This is a genomic window from bacterium (assembly GCA_014360495.1).
GTDB lineage: Bacteria > Armatimonadota > JACIXR01 > JACIXR01 > JACIXR01 > JACIXR01.
In genome coordinates this window covers 22,107-39,303 of record JACIXR010000014.1, presented here as the reverse complement: position 1 = coordinate 39,303, position 17,197 = coordinate 22,107, and the positions used below count along the sequence as shown (strand labels likewise).

The 17,197-nt window shown below is 45.0% G+C and carries 13 protein-coding genes and 2 tRNA genes; 8 read left to right on the top strand and 7 right to left on the bottom strand.

The genetic code is table 11. The features are described from left to right. Positions 1–392: 392 nt before the first annotated feature. The 4 genes from H5T88_10365 to H5T88_10350 all read right to left on the bottom strand — a co-directional run bounded on the left by H5T88_10365 (position 393) and on the right by H5T88_10350 (position 6,346). The gene (locus H5T88_10365; GenBank protein ID MBC7330738.1) at positions 393–1,736 is read right to left on the bottom strand and encodes a beta-galactosidase; all 1,344 of its coding nucleotides are present in this window, start codon (positions 1,734–1,736) and stop codon (positions 393–395) included. Positions 1,737–1,933: 197 nt separating this feature from the next. Then, the gene (locus H5T88_10360) at positions 1,934–4,036 is read right to left on the bottom strand and encodes a hypothetical protein (GenBank protein MBC7330737.1); all 2,103 of its coding nucleotides are present in this window, start codon (positions 4,034–4,036) and stop codon (positions 1,934–1,936) included. Positions 4,037–4,091: 55 nt separating this feature from the next. Then, positions 4,092–5,189: a 2-C-methyl-D-erythritol 2,4-cyclodiphosphate synthase gene (locus tag H5T88_10355; protein ID MBC7330736.1), complete on the bottom strand. Its 1,098-nt coding sequence runs from the start codon at positions 5,187–5,189 to the stop codon at positions 4,092–4,094. A gap of 41 nt (positions 5,190–5,230) precedes the next feature. Beyond that, on the bottom strand, positions 5,231–6,346 hold the full coding sequence (locus tag H5T88_10350) for a TRAM domain-containing protein (GenBank protein ID MBC7330735.1): 1,116 nt from the start codon (positions 6,344–6,346) through the stop codon (positions 5,231–5,233). 304 nt (positions 6,347–6,650) lie between these two features. Here H5T88_10350 and H5T88_10345 point away from each other — a divergent pair. Beyond that, a tRNA-Gln gene (locus H5T88_10345) sits at positions 6,651–6,724 on the top strand. A gap of 6 nt (positions 6,725–6,730) precedes the next feature. Beyond that, a tRNA-Glu gene (locus H5T88_10340) sits at positions 6,731–6,807 on the top strand. Positions 6,808–6,811: 4 nt separating this feature from the next. On the opposite strand, the gene H5T88_10335 is transcribed toward H5T88_10340, so the two are convergent. Next, complete coding sequence (locus tag H5T88_10335; protein MBC7330734.1) at positions 6,812–7,456, bottom strand: hypothetical protein; 645 nt, start codon at positions 7,454–7,456, stop codon at positions 6,812–6,814. Positions 7,457–7,503: 47 nt separating this feature from the next. Continuing rightward, positions 7,504–8,511 (bottom strand): DUF2961 domain-containing protein, encoded by a 1,008-nt coding sequence (locus tag H5T88_10330; protein ID MBC7330733.1) that lies wholly within the window; start codon positions 8,509–8,511, stop codon positions 7,504–7,506. A gap of 234 nt (positions 8,512–8,745) precedes the next feature. Between H5T88_10330 and tsaD the strand changes: the two genes are divergently transcribed. From tsaD to H5T88_10310, 4 genes are all read left to right on the top strand, one after another. Next, positions 8,746–9,735 (top strand): tRNA (adenosine(37)-N6)-threonylcarbamoyltransferase complex transferase subunit TsaD, encoded by a 990-nt coding sequence (tsaD, locus tag H5T88_10325; protein MBC7330732.1) that lies wholly within the window; start codon positions 8,746–8,748, stop codon positions 9,733–9,735. A 24-nt stretch (positions 9,736–9,759) separates the two neighbouring features. Beyond that, positions 9,760–10,197, top strand: a complete 438-nt coding sequence (locus H5T88_10320) for a flavodoxin family protein (GenBank protein ID MBC7330731.1) — start codon at positions 9,760–9,762, stop codon at positions 10,195–10,197. Then, positions 10,194–11,177, top strand: coding sequence for a KpsF/GutQ family sugar-phosphate isomerase (locus H5T88_10315; protein MBC7330730.1), 984 nt, complete (start codon positions 10,194–10,196; stop codon positions 11,175–11,177). Before H5T88_10320 ends, H5T88_10315 begins: the two co-directional genes overlap by 4 nt. A 128-nt stretch (positions 11,178–11,305) precedes the next feature. Beyond that, complete coding sequence (locus tag H5T88_10310) at positions 11,306–12,619, top strand: HEAT repeat domain-containing protein (protein ID MBC7330729.1); 1,314 nt, start codon at positions 11,306–11,308, stop codon at positions 12,617–12,619. 48 nt (positions 12,620–12,667) lie between these two features. On the opposite strand, the gene H5T88_10305 is transcribed toward H5T88_10310, so the two are convergent. After that, entirely contained in the window at positions 12,668–12,922 is a 255-nt protein-coding gene (locus tag H5T88_10305) for a transposase family protein (protein MBC7330728.1), read from the bottom strand. Positions 12,923–13,083: 161 nt separating this feature from the next. On the opposite strand from H5T88_10305, the gene H5T88_10300 reads away from it, so the two are divergent. Both H5T88_10300 and H5T88_10295 read left to right on the top strand, forming a co-directional pair. Next, on the top strand, positions 13,084–14,136 hold the full coding sequence (locus tag H5T88_10300; GenBank protein MBC7330727.1) for a HEAT repeat domain-containing protein: 1,053 nt from the start codon (positions 13,084–13,086) through the stop codon (positions 14,134–14,136). Positions 14,137–14,205: 69 nt separating this feature from the next. After that, a complete protein-coding gene (locus H5T88_10295) occupies positions 14,206–17,196 on the top strand; it encodes a HEAT repeat domain-containing protein (GenBank protein MBC7330726.1) in 2,991 nt (996 codons plus the stop codon). Position 17,197: the final 1 nt, after the last annotated feature.

The following is a 17,197-nucleotide window of genomic DNA, read 5'->3' as shown; positions in this document are numbered from 1 at the left end:
GGGGGTATAAATTACTGGACATCCGGGTTTGTTTTTGGCTTTTTTTATTTGGGGGGGGGCCACCTTAATGGCCCCCCGCCCCCCCTTTTTACCACCCCTAACCGATAAGAAAGATATTCAAGAGAGAAATTATCCCCCTACCATCCAAATGCCTGAACTAAAAATTTAAGATAGCGTCTCAAATATCGCGGATTTATAAGAGGTTGTTTAGTCTTTAAAAATTCAACATAGGCATTTCCACAATAAAGGAAACGCTGCCTGTAAGGGCTCCCTTCTGGGAGCCCGTGGCAATCTCAAAGAGATTGCTTCGTCGCTTCGCTCCTCGCAATGACAGAGAGGGATTTTCATCGCGAACCCGCCGAAGGCGGGCAATATTTTCAATCTAAAAATTCCTATCTCTTTTCCATTTCAAGAGACCAAAAGTGAACTGCATAAGGCTCAAAATTCGCTTTTACTTCGTCATTTTCCTCGCTCAAGATACCTCCCCCCTCCTCCCTCAACATACCCTCACCTTCCGCCTCAAGCACAATATGTTTTAATCGCACATTATTTTCAAATCCTCTCCACTTTATCTCACAAGTAATGGGTTGCTCGGAGAAGTTCCAAAGCATCAACTTATAAGATTTTTCCTTCTCATCGTAAGTGGCGAAGCCATGAACCTGGGGATGATTTGATATCAATTCCAACCTTTCCCCGCTCATTTCTGATAAAAGCTTGAAGGTGAAATAGACGGGACGTCTACGATTATCAAAATCGTAAAGCCCAAGGCGAACATCACCCTCGTTCCAAAAGCGAATGATATTCTTAATCCCCTCGGGAGACATAAAATCGGCTAATTTCTCACTATTGACTTTGTAGTCTCTGATGTGATAATAACAGGAGTAGTCAAGACCAGCCAAGACCATCTGATAGATTGCCTCCGCGACGAAACAGGGTTGGAATCTCGGGTCGTGAGAGGGAGCTCCCAAATCCATATTCCACTCATCAAGAATTGTTTCCAACTCCAGCCGAGGATATTTTCCCAACAACCCTCTTACATATTCAATCGTCTCCCTGATTTTCAGGGGGTCGTTCGTGTAGATGTGCCAGGAGACGAAATGAATAGGGATATTCTCCTTATCGCAATGTTCGAGGAGGGTAGTAAGAATAGGAGAACCCACATAGGCAAGGGCTGGTCCACCGACCAGGGCAGATGAGTCGGCTTTGAGAATCGCCTCTGCTGTTTCCCTATAATAGCGAATATACTCCTCCGGTTTAAAGCGATAGGGACAACCTCCTCCCTCACCTAAATCGGGCTCATTTGATATTTCCCAATAGCGAATTCCCGCCTTCTTATCCTTATAATGCTTCACTAAATTGAAAATAAGTCGCTTCCATTCTTCCCAATCATTTGGCTCAACTATATCATGATTGATTTCAGGATAAAGCGCCCTCGGCTTGATAGTAATACACATCAAGGGTTTAGCTCCCGTTTTGAGGATTGCCTCAATGTAGCGGTCTAACTTGCTGAAATCATATTTACCGGGTTGAGGCAGGAGATGAAAATATTCCTGAATGAAGAGGCGAATTATAGCGGGACGCAGGGCGCGGATTTCCTCAATTCTGTCCTCCCAAATGGGTTCATCCCAGAAGCCTCCCTGCCCCAAAGAAGCTACTTTGCTCATATTTAATGAACCGATTCTCTCCTTTAAATTGACAGTGATTTCCGCCTTCTCAACTTCCGATGTATTCGCCATAATGGACACCTCCAAAGCGATAAATATCAGGCATAAAAGCAAGATTTTATTCAAAAAATGCTTTGTAAAAATACCCCAAGGCAAAGTGCATATGTCTCGCGAGCAAATTATAGGGATTGCCACCGTTTTTAGGGAAAGCTTCGCAATGACAATTAGGCAACATTGTGAGGGGCAACTTTCTCGTCATTGGTTGCGGTTTAGATAAAAGTCTTGAAAATTATCCTCTGCTGGAAGACAAACGGACCGAGGATTCCCCATATTGAGCCGATTACATAGTCTCCCAAAATCAAGCCGAGGAAAAATGGCAAAGCTCTTCTATGAAGCCTCATTCCACCTGCGTGTAGAATGACCACTTTTAGAAGCCAAGAGATGAAGAAGGAGAACCAAAAATAATCCATTGCGAAGGATACAGCAAGAGCATATCCTGCGGGATGGAATGGCCACCACCATAGGTGCCACCTCGCTGCCCGCAGAAGCGCCACAGTTGAGAAACCTACGATAAACGCAATAACGCCGTCTTTCTCCACTCTTTTCCCGTAATTCAACCATTCGTTTAAATGATTGAAACCCTCCCAAGCGGCATGGTCCTTAAAACCTATGCACTTCGCTCTTGCCCCCTCGCTATAACCCGTGTAAAGATTGAAGAAATAGGTAGCCAATAAGGAGATGAGTATAGAGAACAAGATGAGCCAGAAAATCTTTCCCTGTTTAATCCCCATAACATCTCCCATCTTAAAAGCCTCCATTTGATTCGGCATTGGATGAGTCCTGTAGCATCTATTCAGCCAATATAAAAACCAAAGGGGTATGGCATTCTCCTTTCCGATGATTTTAGAACCTAAAATAGTGCCCATTATGTTTTCAGGGTTAACGAAGTAAATCTCGTGGGGAGTGCCCAATTCCGCTCTGACCCTTGTCATAGCCAGGGCGAGGAGAAAATAAATACCAAAGAACACAAAAGAAGCCCAAATGGCCAGCCCTGCTTTAAAGGAGAAATAAATTAGCACAATCCCACCCACAATCAAGCCGATAATAGCTCCTCTGTATGAAATAGGCTCATCGGAGTCGTCTACATCGCTTTTCCCAAATGCCTTCTTTATCGCCTCCCAGATTTGTCTTCTACTTCCCCAAAGAGCGACGACGCCCAAGGCAATCCAAGCGCCCGAAGCTTGCTCATTGAAGAAGGGGAAACCCCTGATGCTTCCTTCCCATCCCGTCGCCCTACCCAAAATCTGCAAAAACTTGCGAAAGACATAGAAAAACCAGCAAGAAAAGGAAAGGTCAGCGGGAATGAAGAAGGCGAGACCAATGGCAAAGGGATATTTAGAAAGCGGTGTCCAGCCTATAGCATTCCAGGGTGGGGTGGTGATATATTGACCCAAATCGTTGGCAGGGTCCCAAGCGCTAACGGGTATTCGGGGGATATAGGGGAGAAGGGAGGCAATTCCATTGATTGAACCGATGAGGAAGGCTATGGTGAAGCCAACCCATAGCAGACGATTCCTGAAGAGGGGAATATCTCCACCGCCTCTCGCTATTTCTAAAGGCAATTGGATGATTGGAAAGGAAAGCTTCTCCGCTTCAGTCCACTGCTTTCTCAATATTACATTGAGGCAGAGCATAATAAATATCAGGGTAATAACATAAATGCTCCAGTAAAAAAGTGGCTTAGCCCAAATGTGAAGATGGGGAAGAAGATATTTTGTTGCTCCTCCACCGTAAAAAGCCTCAAGGGCATCCTTATCGGAGACGAAAAGCCATTTAGGCAGATAGGGGATTATTGTTTCCGCCCATTTGTTTTCCGGAGTGGCGAATTTGAAGGGGAAACCAAGAAGACCAAATAGATATTGAAGGGAGTCGGTTCCCGCTATTGCGGTGGACATAACAAGCATTATGTAAATCAAGATAATTTCCTCTGAAGTGAGGGGGGCAAAGCTTAGATGTCTCGGAAGCCAAAAGAGGAATAAATTGAAAATAAATAAAGTTGAAAGAATGTGATAGAAGTTGAAGGATGTTTGATAATGCAAAACGATGACGATTAGCAAGTCCAACAGGCAGAAAAGGAAGGAGAGGCAGAGGGGATGAGCTTTCCCTCTTTTGTGAAAGAGATGATTGAACAAAACTACTATGAAGATGAGGAAGACGGGCGTGATGAACAGCGGGATGCAGGAGCTGTCAAGAGTATACCACCTCACCTCCATAACAGTTATCCAATAAATGTTTAAAGAGATAAGGAGGGTTCCAATTAAGATAGCTCTGATGGAACGAATTCTTCTTTGAGGAATTGTCTCTTTTGCCATAAATACTCAAAAGCAAGTTTATAGACTATATGATATATAAAGCAAGAAAAACTTTTTATTTAAGAGCACGCCTACATAAGACATTACAGATGGCGCACATCCCCTCACCTCGCCCCAAAAATCCCATCCCCTCAGTAGTAGTCGCTTTGATGTTGACTCTCTCCTTTTCTATCTTCATACATTCCGCTATCCTCTTCACAATCTCCTCTCTATAAGGGAAGATTTTCGGCTCCTCAGCAAGAAGCACGCAATCAACATTCTCAACCTCCCACCCCTTCTCCCTCGCCATCCTCACAACCTCTTCCAAAATTATCACGCTCCTCACATCCCTCCACTTCTCCTCTCCCGGCGGGAAATAAACCCCTATATCGCCGATTCCAACCGCTCCCAAAATCGCATCCGCTATTGCATGAAGGAGAACATCCCCATCTGAATGCCCCAAAAGCCCTTTATTGTAATCTATTTCAATCCCACCCAAAAACAACCTTCTCCCCTCAACTAACCTATGAAAATCCACGCCAACTCCACTTCTATATTCCCACTCCCCTATAAGTTTCTCCGCTGTCTCCAAATCCTCAGGGTCCGTTATCTTTATGTTCGTTTTCTCCCCCTTTATCATTCTCACCTTTACTCCCATTCTCTCAACGAGAGAAGCGTCATCCGTGGCAAGATATCCCTCCTCATACGCTCTTTTATGTGCTTCCCTTATCAATTCCGCTCTGAATACTTGAGGGGTTTGGATTGTGTATAGCCCTTCTCTTGAAATCGTTTCTTCCACCCAATCGTGTCCCTTTTTAATCGTGTCGTAGATGGGGAGGGCGGGGACGACCGCACCGAATTTCTCTCCCGCCTCAAGACAAGCTTGAAGCAATAGGGGCGAGAGGAATGGTCTCGCTCCATCGTGGATAGCCAGTAGCTCCACACTCTCATCAATTGCCTCCAAGGCAAACCTTACGGTTTCCTGCCTCTCTTTCCCACCCAAAATAACCTTTACCGGAAGCCCTTCCAATATATCCTTAGCCTTCTCTAAATCATTCTCTCTAACCGCGACGACTATCTCTTTAATGTGCGGATTTTGCAAAAACGGACGAAGGGTATGAAGAATGAGCGGTTTGCCACCAAGAGGAAGGAAGAGTTTTGGAACCCCACCCATTCTCCGTCCTTCTCCAGCTGCGGGTATAATAGCTCCTGCTTTCACTTTTTAATGGGTGGTTTTCTCGCAGTTTTTTGAGGAGTTTCCTCCGGCAGGGAGGCGAATATCATCTTTCCACCTGCGGTTTGGAGAATGCTCACCACCTCCACTTCCACCGTTTGCCCGATTAGATGCCTTGCCCTATCAACGACAACCATAGTTCCATCTTCAAGGTAAGCGACAGCCTGCCCTGGTTCTTTCCCCTCTCTTACCAATGTTACCGTCATTTTCTCGCCTGGTAAAACAACAGGTTTAAGAGCGGCTGCTAATTCGTTTATGCATAGCGTTTCCACTCCCTGCAGATTGGCTATGCTGGAGAGATTTGAATCGTTTGTTATGATTTTCGCGTTCAGCTTTTTTGCGAGGCGCACCAGCTTGGAATCCATTGGTTCAAAGCGAGGGATTTCAGGGTCATCCACGACTTTTATCTGTTCCCCCATCTCCTTCTTTAGCTCGCTCAGGATTTCAAATCCTCTTCTTCCCCTTGCCCTCTTCAATGGGTCCTCTGAATCACCAATCGTTTGGAGCTCCTCAATGACGAATGAAGGGAGGATAATCTGTCCTTCAATGAATCCCGCCTTGATAACATCCCTTATCCTCCCATCAATAATCACGCTTGTATCAAGGATTTTTGGGCTTGAGGCGAGAAATGAAGGTAGTTCTTCCCTCGCTCGGGAGAAGATGAGACCAGGGAGCTCCTTCTTAACGCTAAGGGAGGCAACTATACCGAGATAAACGAAGAAAGTGGCGGAGAGAATTGATAGGGCAACGCCAAGGCGAGGTATATGCCAGAGAAGCGGAGCAACTATGAGCGTCAAAATAAGACCCAAGAGAATGCCGATAACGATGGAGAACTTATCCTCAAAGGACATTTTCTGGATTTCTTCCCCAAATTCAATCAGCCACCTGAAGCCCGAGGAGGCGAGATAGAAGAAAAGGAAGAGAAAAACTATGATTGTTGCAGCTTGAAGAGCGAGACGGGAGGAAGGAGAATCTTTGATTACATCGGAGATGACAGGCAACCCGCTATAGAAATTGAAGAATTCGTTCCCAAGCACTCCTCCAATGAGAACGAAAGAGGAAACGAAAATAGCCCAAAGCAATTTATTAGCTTTCATATGAACACCTCTATAAATATAATAAAATTTTTAAAAGTTTCAAGCAAGACAATGTCCAATTCCATAACCCTTGAGATACCCCAGGAGACCTACCATATTGCTTGACTATTAACCGTAAAGGAGAAGCCTCAGCTCAGAAAATCCCCAAATTCTCTCACAAATTCGCTATCTATATATTCCAACATCTTTGTGAAATTATTAGGTTGATATAAAATAAGGCAAGGCTATTATGCAAGTTTAAGGGCTGTTTTACCCCCTCGTTCTATTTGACGAATCATCTAAAATATTTATAATTTTTAATTGCTGGGGGATGGTGTAATGGTAGCACACGGGACTCTGGATCCCTTGGTGAAGGTTCGAATCCTTCTCCCCCAGCCAGAAGGTGGCCCCATCGTCTAACCCGGACAGGACAACGGGCTCTCAATCCGTAAGTAGGGGTTCAAATCCCCTTGGGGCCACCATTTTTTAATGCCTTATGCTTACTGAACGCGGTGGTAAGCCGTAAATCCGCCTCAATGCATCCTCCTCCCCCTCCGCCTGTGCCAAGTGTTTGTTAATCGTCAATTGATAAGTGAGCATCTTCATTATATAATCCCTGTCCTTTGTATATATCCCCTGCCTTATCCCTGCAATAGCCTTTATGCTTTCCTCAAACGCTGTTTTGTAATGATAGTGAAGATTGATGCAAGGAGGCGGAGGGGAAAGAGAAAGGAGCTCCTGAAGAACTTTCTGCTTTTGCGTTATGTAATAATCATAAACCTTTAAGCTTTCCTGCGCCTCCTGTTCACCCTCAGGAGAGAAAAGCGATTCCATCAAACTCTCCAACTGCTGTTGAGCGATATCCGTTTTCTCCGTTTCCTCCCAATCCTGAAGGACCTTCTCCAGCGCCGTGAGATAAGCTATCACTTCCTCCTTATATGGAAGCTCTCCACTTGGAGGTTGGGCAGTAATTAGTGGTTCGTTCACGAGATTGGGAAGGTAGGGCTCCGTTTGGAGAATAGATGGCGCTTGCTGAGGTAAGGGAACATTTGCCTGTAAGATTGATTTCCTGCTTCTCCTCGCAGTGAAAAAGAACCCTCCCGCGAGGAGAAGCAGGAAAAAGAAAATCAAAAATATTCCCTTTCTTGTTAAACGCTTCCCTTTCCTCTCTATATCATTCAACCTTCCCTTGGTATCCTCTCCTCCACTGGAGGCATTGGGGAGAAATTGAAGTGAGGCTCCGTTTGATACCAATAAGCGACGGAGGAGAGGTCATCCGCTCTGTCATTTGCATGCCCATGCTCTATCGTTACCCTTATATACTTGTGGAAGACAATCGGCTCCTCTATGTGGAAGCGATAGGCGGAATGCTTGCCAGTCCAATCCTCGTTCCCCTTAAGGGGAAATCCGTGATAGGGTCCATAAAATTCTCTGTTGAATCCCCAAGCGGCGCAGAAATAGTCCTCCGTGCCCGTTCCGTGAAGGGATGGAGGCCAGACATCGTCATCTATGAAAATCATATCGTCTCCCTCTCCCCACCAATCGGGAGCTAAACCGTGAACGCTAAGGATACAGCCTACGAAATGCCCTTGTCCTTTTGCCTCCAGAATCAGATAATTTTCCTTTCCTGTCAAATTTATACCATCCTTTATCGGTTGGGGATTTTTCTCCCTTCTCCACTTGGCGTGGAAATAACCGACATCCTCAAGGGGGGAGTCGTAGATTTCATAGTCAATATGGAAATAAATCCCCAAGGGAACATTGCTTTCGTTCACAACCTCAATCCTCCCATTTTTATTGAAGGGCATAGGGAAGTAGCAGTTGAATCCTTTATCGCAGGTCATCGTCAACGGGAGGGAGATGAAATGCTTTGCTATACCATGCCCTATCCCGAAGAAATCGCCAATGGGAGAATCAACGCTTGGGTCATCCTCCCCATCCCAATAGGCACGGAGGAGGGTCGTGCGGAGATAGTGAGGGTCTTGGGAGAAAAGGGTTGTCCAGATATGTTTGATGCAGGCTGGACCTTGTATATCGGCAAGCACCTTCCTCTCCCCAGGACCCACCTCCCACCAGTCCTTGTTTCCTCCAGTTGTGTCCCAGCTGGACACCCTTTTGACCCTGTATTTGCGAAGATAGGGTAGACCTGATAGCGGACTTCCGAAAAGATTCTTCTCTTCCTTCATAATCAAAACCTCCTTTCTTATTTTAGAAAATCTTAAGGGGAAAAAGCGAGGAGGTCAACTTGTTGATTATTTTGTCCAAGAGTCTTTGTTTAAAAATTGAGGTAAAAGCGCCCTGTGTCTCCATGGTGGCATCGTTAAATTTTTTAGAAATAAAAAGGCAGGAGGGCAAAATAACCCATCAAAACCTAATTTTCTTTGTTAAGAAAACAGGGAAACCTTATAATTTAATATACTATGTTGGTTTTAGGGATAGAAACGAGCTGTGATGAAACGGCGGCTGCAGTTGTTAAAGATGGTAAAAACCTTCTCTCAAATGTAGTCGCTTCCCAAGTAGATTTCCACAAAGCTTTTGGAGGCGTCGTCCCCGAGATTGCCTCCCGTAAACATTTAGAAGCAATTATCCCCGTCGTTGATGAGGCACTCAAGAAAGCAAACGCTCAAATTCAAGACATTGATTTAATCTCAGTTACGAAGGGACCAGGACTACCCGGCTCGCTTCTCGTCGGAGTAGTCTGTGCCAAATCCCTCGCACTTGCCTTCAATAAGCCAATCATCGGCGTATCCCATATCCAGGCTCATATCTACGCGAATTTCCTCATAAACCCTGATATCCCTTTGCCAGCCCTCTGCCTTGTCGTCTCCGGAGGACACACAAATCTATTCATCCTCAACGAGGATAAATCAGTCCGATATCTTGGCAGAACCAGGGACGACGCGGCTGGAGAAGCTTTTGATAAGGTCGCAAAGTTATTGGACCTCGGCTATCCCGGCGGACCAATCATTGATAAATTAGCAAAGGAGGGAAATCCAAAATTCATTGACTTTCCTCGCCCTCTCCTTCCCGATAGCTGGGATTTCTCCTTCAGCGGGTTGAAAACAGCGGTCTTGCGGGAGGTAAGGAAATTTCAAGCGGAAGGCAAGATTCCCGTGAAAGATTTATGCGCCTCATTTCAGGAAGCAGTAGTTGATACCCTTGTTGAGAAAACCGCTATGGCATGTAAAGAGTTTTCCTTAAAAAGAGTTCTTCTTGGCGGAGGAGTGATAGCGAACAGCAGATTAAGGGCAAAATTTGAGGAAAGGGCAAGGGAGGAAAATTGGGAACTTTACATCCCTCCCCTTTATCTCTGCACAGACAACGCGGGAATGATTGCAGTTTTAGGCTATTATGAATTCCTGAAGAAAGGGGAAGAAGAATTTGATGTGGAACCCTCTTTACGGATATAATAATAAAAAAGGAGGTTTTAAGCGATGAGGGTTTTAGTTGTTTATGATTCCCAAACGGGAAATACGGAGAAGATGGCTGAAGCAATTGGCGAAGGCGCAAGGGAAGCGGGAGCAGATGTCGTCGTAGCAAAGGTAGACATCATTTTCGTCAACTATTTTTACTCAGCAGATGTGTTGTTCATCGGTTCCCCCTGCTACTTCGGAAATGTCTCTTGGAAGATAAAAAGGCTCTTCGACCAGGGTCCAAATTTAGTTGGTGAGTTCAAAGGGAAACTTGCAGGCTATTTTGCCTCATCAGGAACCAAAAGAGATGGCGAATACACCCTTTACTTCCTGCGGCGTTTCCTTGAAATCCATCAGATGAGAATTCTCCCGGGAATTCTCTCCGTTGGGGAACCCGACGACGAGATTTTAAAGCAATGCAGGGAGTATGGTCTGCAAGTAAGAACGATTGAAATATGACGGAAGAACTGGATAAGGAGAAGATAAAGCAAATAATATGGGAAGTCCTTAAAATAGAGGGGGAAGCGGTTCTAGGGCTAAGGGAAAAGATAAACGAAGCTGTATATGAGGCAGTTGAGGAAATCCTTTCTTGTAAGGGCAAGGTGGTTATCACGGGGATTGGGAAGTCGGGAGCAGTGGGAAGGAAGATAGCAAGCACTTTTGCCTCAACGGGAACTCCCTCCGTCTTCCTTCATCCCGCTGAGGCAATGCATGGCGAGCTTGGGCTACTTTCCTCCGATGACATCATCATCCTCATCTCCTATAACGGGGAGACGGAAGAACTGATAAATATCATCCCCTTCTTAAAACGCTTGGGAATAAAGCTGATAGCTCTCACGGGAAACCCGAATTCAAGCATCGCGAAAGCCTCCGATATAGTGATAGATGTGAGCGTTGAGAGGGAAGCCTGTCCCTTCGGTATCGCCCCCACCTCATCCACAACCGCGACTATGGCTATGGGAGATGCCCTCGCCATAGCGATTATGAGTTTGAGAAGAATAACAAGAGATGACCTTGCAAGGCTTCATCCGGGCGGAACAATCGGCAGGAGATTGCTCTTGAAAGTGGAGGATGTAATGAGAACGGGAAAGCGCCACGCTGTTGTTGAGGAGGAAACTCCCGTTAGGGATGTCCTCTTCACAATCACGAAGGCAAGGGGAGGAGCGGCTAGCGTTGTAGATAAGGAGAACAAATTGGTTGGCATAATCACGGACGGCGATATAAGACGCCACCTCATTCTTGACGAGACAGTCCTGAACAAGCCCGCAAGAGAAATTATGACTGAAACGCCCATAACGATTCAGAGAGGAAAGCTTGCAGCAGAGGCTTTAAGATTGATGCAGGAGAGGAATATAGACGATTTGCCAGTTGTTGATGAAGAAGGACATGCCTTGGGGATGATAGATATCGTTGACCTGGTGAAGGTCGGAATAGTTTGAAGGGAACAGAGAAACAAACTTAGCAGAGTCTCTTAAAAATCAATTAAAAGAGTGCGATTAGTTGTCAACCAAAGCGTGGAAAAGGTGTGGGCAATTCCTCTTCCATTTTATGATATCTCCTACCATTTTTGAAGAACGCCAACGCGGAAGTTGGGCTTGACAATTCCGTTGATTGCGATGCGGTTCTGGAAATAAATGTCCAAGGCAAGCCCCTATGGGGCTACTATAGGGGCGATTTGCTATTGTTCACTCCTTTTAAAAAAGAGGAGATTCCAAGGGTTAGGGTGTATTTTGAAGAAGAGGAAAGCGCGGTAGAAATAAGGGCTAATGTAGAGATTAAAAAGATGCCGACACCTTGGTCGCCTCCTGAGGTCTTCAATCCCGCCGTGAAACCATTTGAACCCATCAATCTCCTTTATGCAGGGGCTATGCTAAGTGGAGAGATAAGTTTAAAGGGAAAGAATGGGAAAATTGTTAAGGAGAAATTTCAAGGCTATATAGCACCTCCTGAATATTTATCTTGGTGGGATTTAGACAAGGACCCTCCCTATACGCCGGAGAAGGCGCCGTTTCTGTTTGCCTTTTTAGAAAAAGGTTCCTTCCCCGATAATTTGGCGAAATTCGTTGGGAAATTCTTCGGGGTTGAGGTCCTTATACCAGCTTCAGGTGAGATGACATGGGAACTTGACGAAGTCGCCAAAAGAGCTATTGGGGAATTCGGGAAAGGGGCTCTGGACTGCTTAATCAAAGCCTTAAATAATCCTAACAAACTTGTCAGAAAGAACGTAGTGGAATTGTTAGGGTGGCTAAATGATAAAAGGGCAATTCCCTATCTAATCAAAGCTTTGGCAGATAGCGGTTTAAAGGAGTATGCAGCTCGCTCTTTGGGAAGGCTTAAGGCAAAGGAAGCGGTTGACGATTTAGCAAGGATTGCGTTAAACACTGAGATAAGCGATGATATTCGTAAATCTGCAGTAATTGCTCTCGGTGAAATAGGTGGCAAAAAGGCGGTTCAAACCCTTTGGGAATTAACGAAAGATTCTCCCAGCAAAGAGAGCCTATGGGATTCTCTCTACTTACACGCGCTATTTGGTTTGGCTAACGCAAGGGAAAGCAAGGCTGTGAAATACCTTAAGGAAGCATGGCGAGATACACATGGAGACGAAAGAGTGGCGTTAGCTCTCTCTAAAATCGGGACCCCTGCCTTAGAAACCCTAATAGAACTTTTAAATGATGCTACTGTGCGAGCGGACAATAGAAAATACATAGCTTATGCTCTAGAAGAGCTTAGGGGGCCAAGAGTTGTGAACGCACTGATTTCGTCTTTAAGGGAGAATGCATATAGCTTTTCTCAATATGTGGGATGGGCACTTGTCAAGATTGTGTATAATTCCATAACATTTGGGACTCCTTTGGTTATTAAATTCGCATATATCCGTTGACTCCAGCGGGTATACATCTATGAAATATTCTTGGATAGTTCTCTGGAATCACTCCACATAACCGTTCTCTTGCGGTCTCTTTGGATGGGTGTAGAAATGGATAATACCCTTATTCCTGAGAAAATCTTCAAATTCTCCCGCGAACTCGCTCCCGTTATCCGTTTGAACACACCTCACAGCGAAGGTGGATACCTCCAAGAGTTTCTCCATAAATTCCCTCGCGCTCCTGCTTGATAATCTCGGGAAAGCGTAAGAGAAACCAAATCTTGAGACAACATCTATTCTATCACTCTTATATCCCAGTTTCTTTTTCTTGGATTTTTAGGTCTTCTTGAGAGAGGTCAAAGCGCTGCGGGGTTATAACCTGAGTCTTTGTATATCTTTAACTTAACTATATCTTCCCCTTTCAAATCTCTCCTCTTATCTATATATTACAATATCTTTTTGAAATTATTCAGCCAGCTTTGGACAGAATCAAGAATGCACTATCCGATGATGACCCCGATGGTAGGCAGGCTATGGTTAACGCATTGGCTTGGAAAAAGGACGAAGCTATGAAAGAGCTTCTGCTTTCTTTAAAAAACGACACAAACTTAGTAGTCAAGTTAGCTGTTGCTCGTGCATTAATAGGATATGAAGACCCACAAGCCTTTGATATCGTTATCTCCATCCTCAAAGACAAAGAGGTAAATCACTGGCAAAAAAGAGAAGCGATTCTTCTAATCTACACATGGAAGGAGAAAAGCAAGGCGAAATTCAAGGATAAGAGATTTGTTGAGCCACTGATAGAGCTTTTGAAAGAGGAAGAGAGGAGAGAAGAAAAGCTCTACACCGATGACCTCTTGGGTCTATTAGGAGAAACAGGGGACCCTTCAGCAGTTAAATTCATCGCTCATCAATTATATAACAGAGACGAGAACATAAGAAGAAGAGCGCTCCACTCCCTCTTTGAAATCGGTGCTCTCAAAGAGGTCGTCAATGATTTGATATATGTTACCAAAAACGACGAAAGTTCATCTTTAAGAATAATCGCCTTGAAGTATTTAAGCAAAGTAAATAATGCAGAAGCGGTTAACGCTATAGTAGATGCGGTTAAATACGACCCCGATGACGGAGTGCGAATGGAAGCTGCCGAGATATTGGTTAACTTACGCTCTCCCTATGCTGTAGAGAATCTTGCTAAATTCCTAATGAGTTGTAAGGATGAACACTTAATAAAGAAAATTGCTTGGGCTTTGAAAATTACGGACCTCAAAAGAGCCTCAGAGGTCATAATTCCCTATCTCAAGGAGAAGGATGCCAAGGTGAAAAAATCAGCGGCGGAGGCGCTCGGCTATCTTGAGTCTCCCTATGGAGTGGAGGAATTGCTTGAATTGATGATTGATGAGAACAAGGAGGTTAGGGAAGCGGCAAGAGGGGCATTGAAGAAGATTGCTCACAACGATTACGGCGAGGATGTGGGGAAATGGCGCATATGGTGGGAAGACAGCAGAGATTTTCTCCTAAAGCTGAAGTAAGAGGGGAAACAAATCAATACTTAAAGGCGTCTAATTAATAGGAGGAAGCCCAGAAGGAGGCAGAGAGGAATGAGAAGATTCAACTTCCTCATACTGAGCAACTTCATTTTCCTCTTTTTGCTTCTGCACATTGCCTCAGCTCAGCAAGAGGAGGTGAACATAAAACGAGTTAAGCTTGTCCTCTCCCAAGACTATGGAAAAGCAAAGGAAATTTATCTTCCCTTCAAGGATGTGGTTTATCGCTTTTTGAAAAGGGCAAATATAGAGATTCTGCCAGAGAATGCAGAGGATTACGAGGCCATTTTGGAGATAAAAGTAGAGGGGAAACCGCTTTGGGGTTATTACGATAAAAGGGGAGAGCTTCTATTCACCCCATTTACTAATTTAGAAGCGAAGATGAAGAGAGGATTTTGTTTAGAGGAGAACGACGAAACAGAATATTGGCCAAAATTTTATGGCTGGGGATATCCATGGATAAGGGAACCAATTCTTTTACCTCGTTCCATAGAAGAACCGTCTAACCTTAATCCAGAGCAGGAATTTGATATACTTTACACCGGCGCTATGCTTAGGGGAAGCATAATATTTAGGGGCAAGGATGGGAAAACGGTTAGCGAAAGCTTTGAAGGACTTTGGCTACCCGGTAAATTCTCCAATTTCTATGACCCACCTTATAAGCCCCACCAGGCACCCTTCCTTCAAGCATTCCTTGATAGAGGTTCCTTCCCCGATAAATTCGCTATCGCTGTGGGGAAATTCCTCGGCATAAATGCTCTTATACCCGCTTTGGCGGATGAAGATTGGAAAGTAAGAAAATCCACCTACAACGCCCTCGCCGAATTCGCTCCCTCAGCGGCTGAGCTCCTCATATCGGCTCTGAAAAGCGAGGATCAAATGGTGCGAATGGATGTGGTTATTCTGTTGGGAATAGCTAAGGACAAAAAGGCGGTTGAACATCTCATTCCCTTGCTTAAGGATAAAGATGCATCTATTCGTTCATCTGCCGCCTTCTCTTTGGGAGAGATCGGTGATGAAAGAGCAATTCCTCCCTTGATGGAAGCGCTTAACGACCCCTCGGCAGATGTAAGGATAGCGGCTATTCGCTCCTTGGGTGCGCTGAAGGCGAGCGAGAGTGTGGATATATTGATTGAGATAGCTAAAAATGAGGGGGAAAGAAAAGATGTTCGTAGGAGAGCTATAGAATCCCTTGGCGAAATTGGCGGGAAGAAAGCAACCGATTTCTTGGTTGATTTAACAAGGAAGTCCCGTGAACAACAAAGGGAAATTGACAACTTTTACTTAACAGCTTTGCAAGCTTTGGTGAATACAAGGGACCCTCGTGCAGTTGAGTTTCTCGTTGCAGATTTCAAAGAAGGGAGATTCTACAGTGATTTAACCAAATACTTTTCTAAATTAGGCGCTCCCGCAGTGGATGCCCTCATCTCCCTCCTAAATGAAAGAAAGTATCCTAACTTTATGAAGGGTAGCATAGCTTTAACACTGGGGAAGCTTAAGGATGCAAGGGCGGTTGATGCCCTCATCGCTTCCTTGGAAGAATCAGACCCAACCTACCTTGCCCAGGTGGAATATGCTTTATACAACATTGGAAAGCCAGCAACCAATTCTCTCCTTGCGGTTCTTAAAGGGGATAATCCTGAGCGAAAAATCGTGGCTATAAAGGTCCTCGCCAACCTTAAAGCCCAAGAGGCATTAGAACCCTTGCTCCTAATAGCCCAGAACCAAAGAGAAGATGTGGAAGTGAGGAGCCAGGCCGCGTTTGCCTTGCGCCAATTTCCCTCCCAAAGGGTAAAGGATGTTTTGCTTTCCATTTTGAAGGATGATAAAGAGAAGAACGAAGTGAGGATAAGCGCCCTTCGCGCTTTTGAGGAGATGGGAGCAGAATATCCTCCCGAAGTGGTGGAAATGGCATTGGAACGAGATATGGATTATTTCCTCCGAGAGGTTTTAATCTTCTCATTGGTGGGGAAGAAGAGCGAATCAATAAAGGAGAAATTGCTCACCCTTATCAGAAGCCCTAAAGTGAACGAATACATCAAAACCAAATGTATCTCAACTCTCGCCCTCGTATGGAGAGAGGAAATCGCTGACGATTTGGTATCCCTGATGAACAACGACCCTTCTTTGGAGAAGCCGATTGCCATAGCTCTCTCCCAGCTGAGGGATGAGAGGGCGATTCCCCACCTTGTCTCCCTATTAAATAAGAGAGCAGGTGCGATTGATATTGAACTCTTGAACGCCTTGAGAAGATACAAATCGCCCTCGGCGATACCATTTTTTGAAGAGCTTTGCAAAAGTTCCGACCCCGAGGTGCGTCGCTTGGGCGCGGAGGGATTGGGGGAAATCGGACTCACCGCTTCCCTTGATATCCTCCTCAAGCTTTTGAATGATGAATATCCTATTGTGCGGCGAGCAGCCGCAATAGCGCTTGGGAAAATCGGCAGTTTTAAAGCAACGGAAGCCCTCATAGAAACTTTGAAAGATAGCTATGCTATCGTAAGAGAGGGAGCGGCGAGGGCGTTGGGCGATATCGGCGACAAAAGGGCTATAGATGCTCTTGTCCCTCTTTTGAACGATAGAAATAAAGAAGTGAAGGAAGCGGCGATAATCTCCTTGGGAAAACTTCAGGACCCACGCTCTGTTCCCCTCATCATCCAAATTTTGGAGCAGTTGGAGAAGAAACACATTGAGAGAGCTTATGATTTAACCAGAAGTGCCTATAACGCTCTGGTCCGCCTCGGTCCTTTGGCAGTTGAACCATTGATAAATGTCTTGAAAAGCGAAAATTCATCATACGAACAGAAGGGTCTCGCGCTCTCCGCTCTTGCTGAGATTCAAGACCCAAGGGCGATAGAACCCATCCTTTCCCTCTTTGAGGAAATTCATTCTCTCGGTTTGATAAGAAGCCCCGAGGGATTGGGCGATTGGCAACTGCTAAACGCATTGAGAAGCTTAACCCATCAAGACCTCGGCTACAATGTCTCTCTCTGGAGGGAATGGTGGGAAAATAACAAAAGCTTTTTCCTCAAAGGAGGTAGATGAA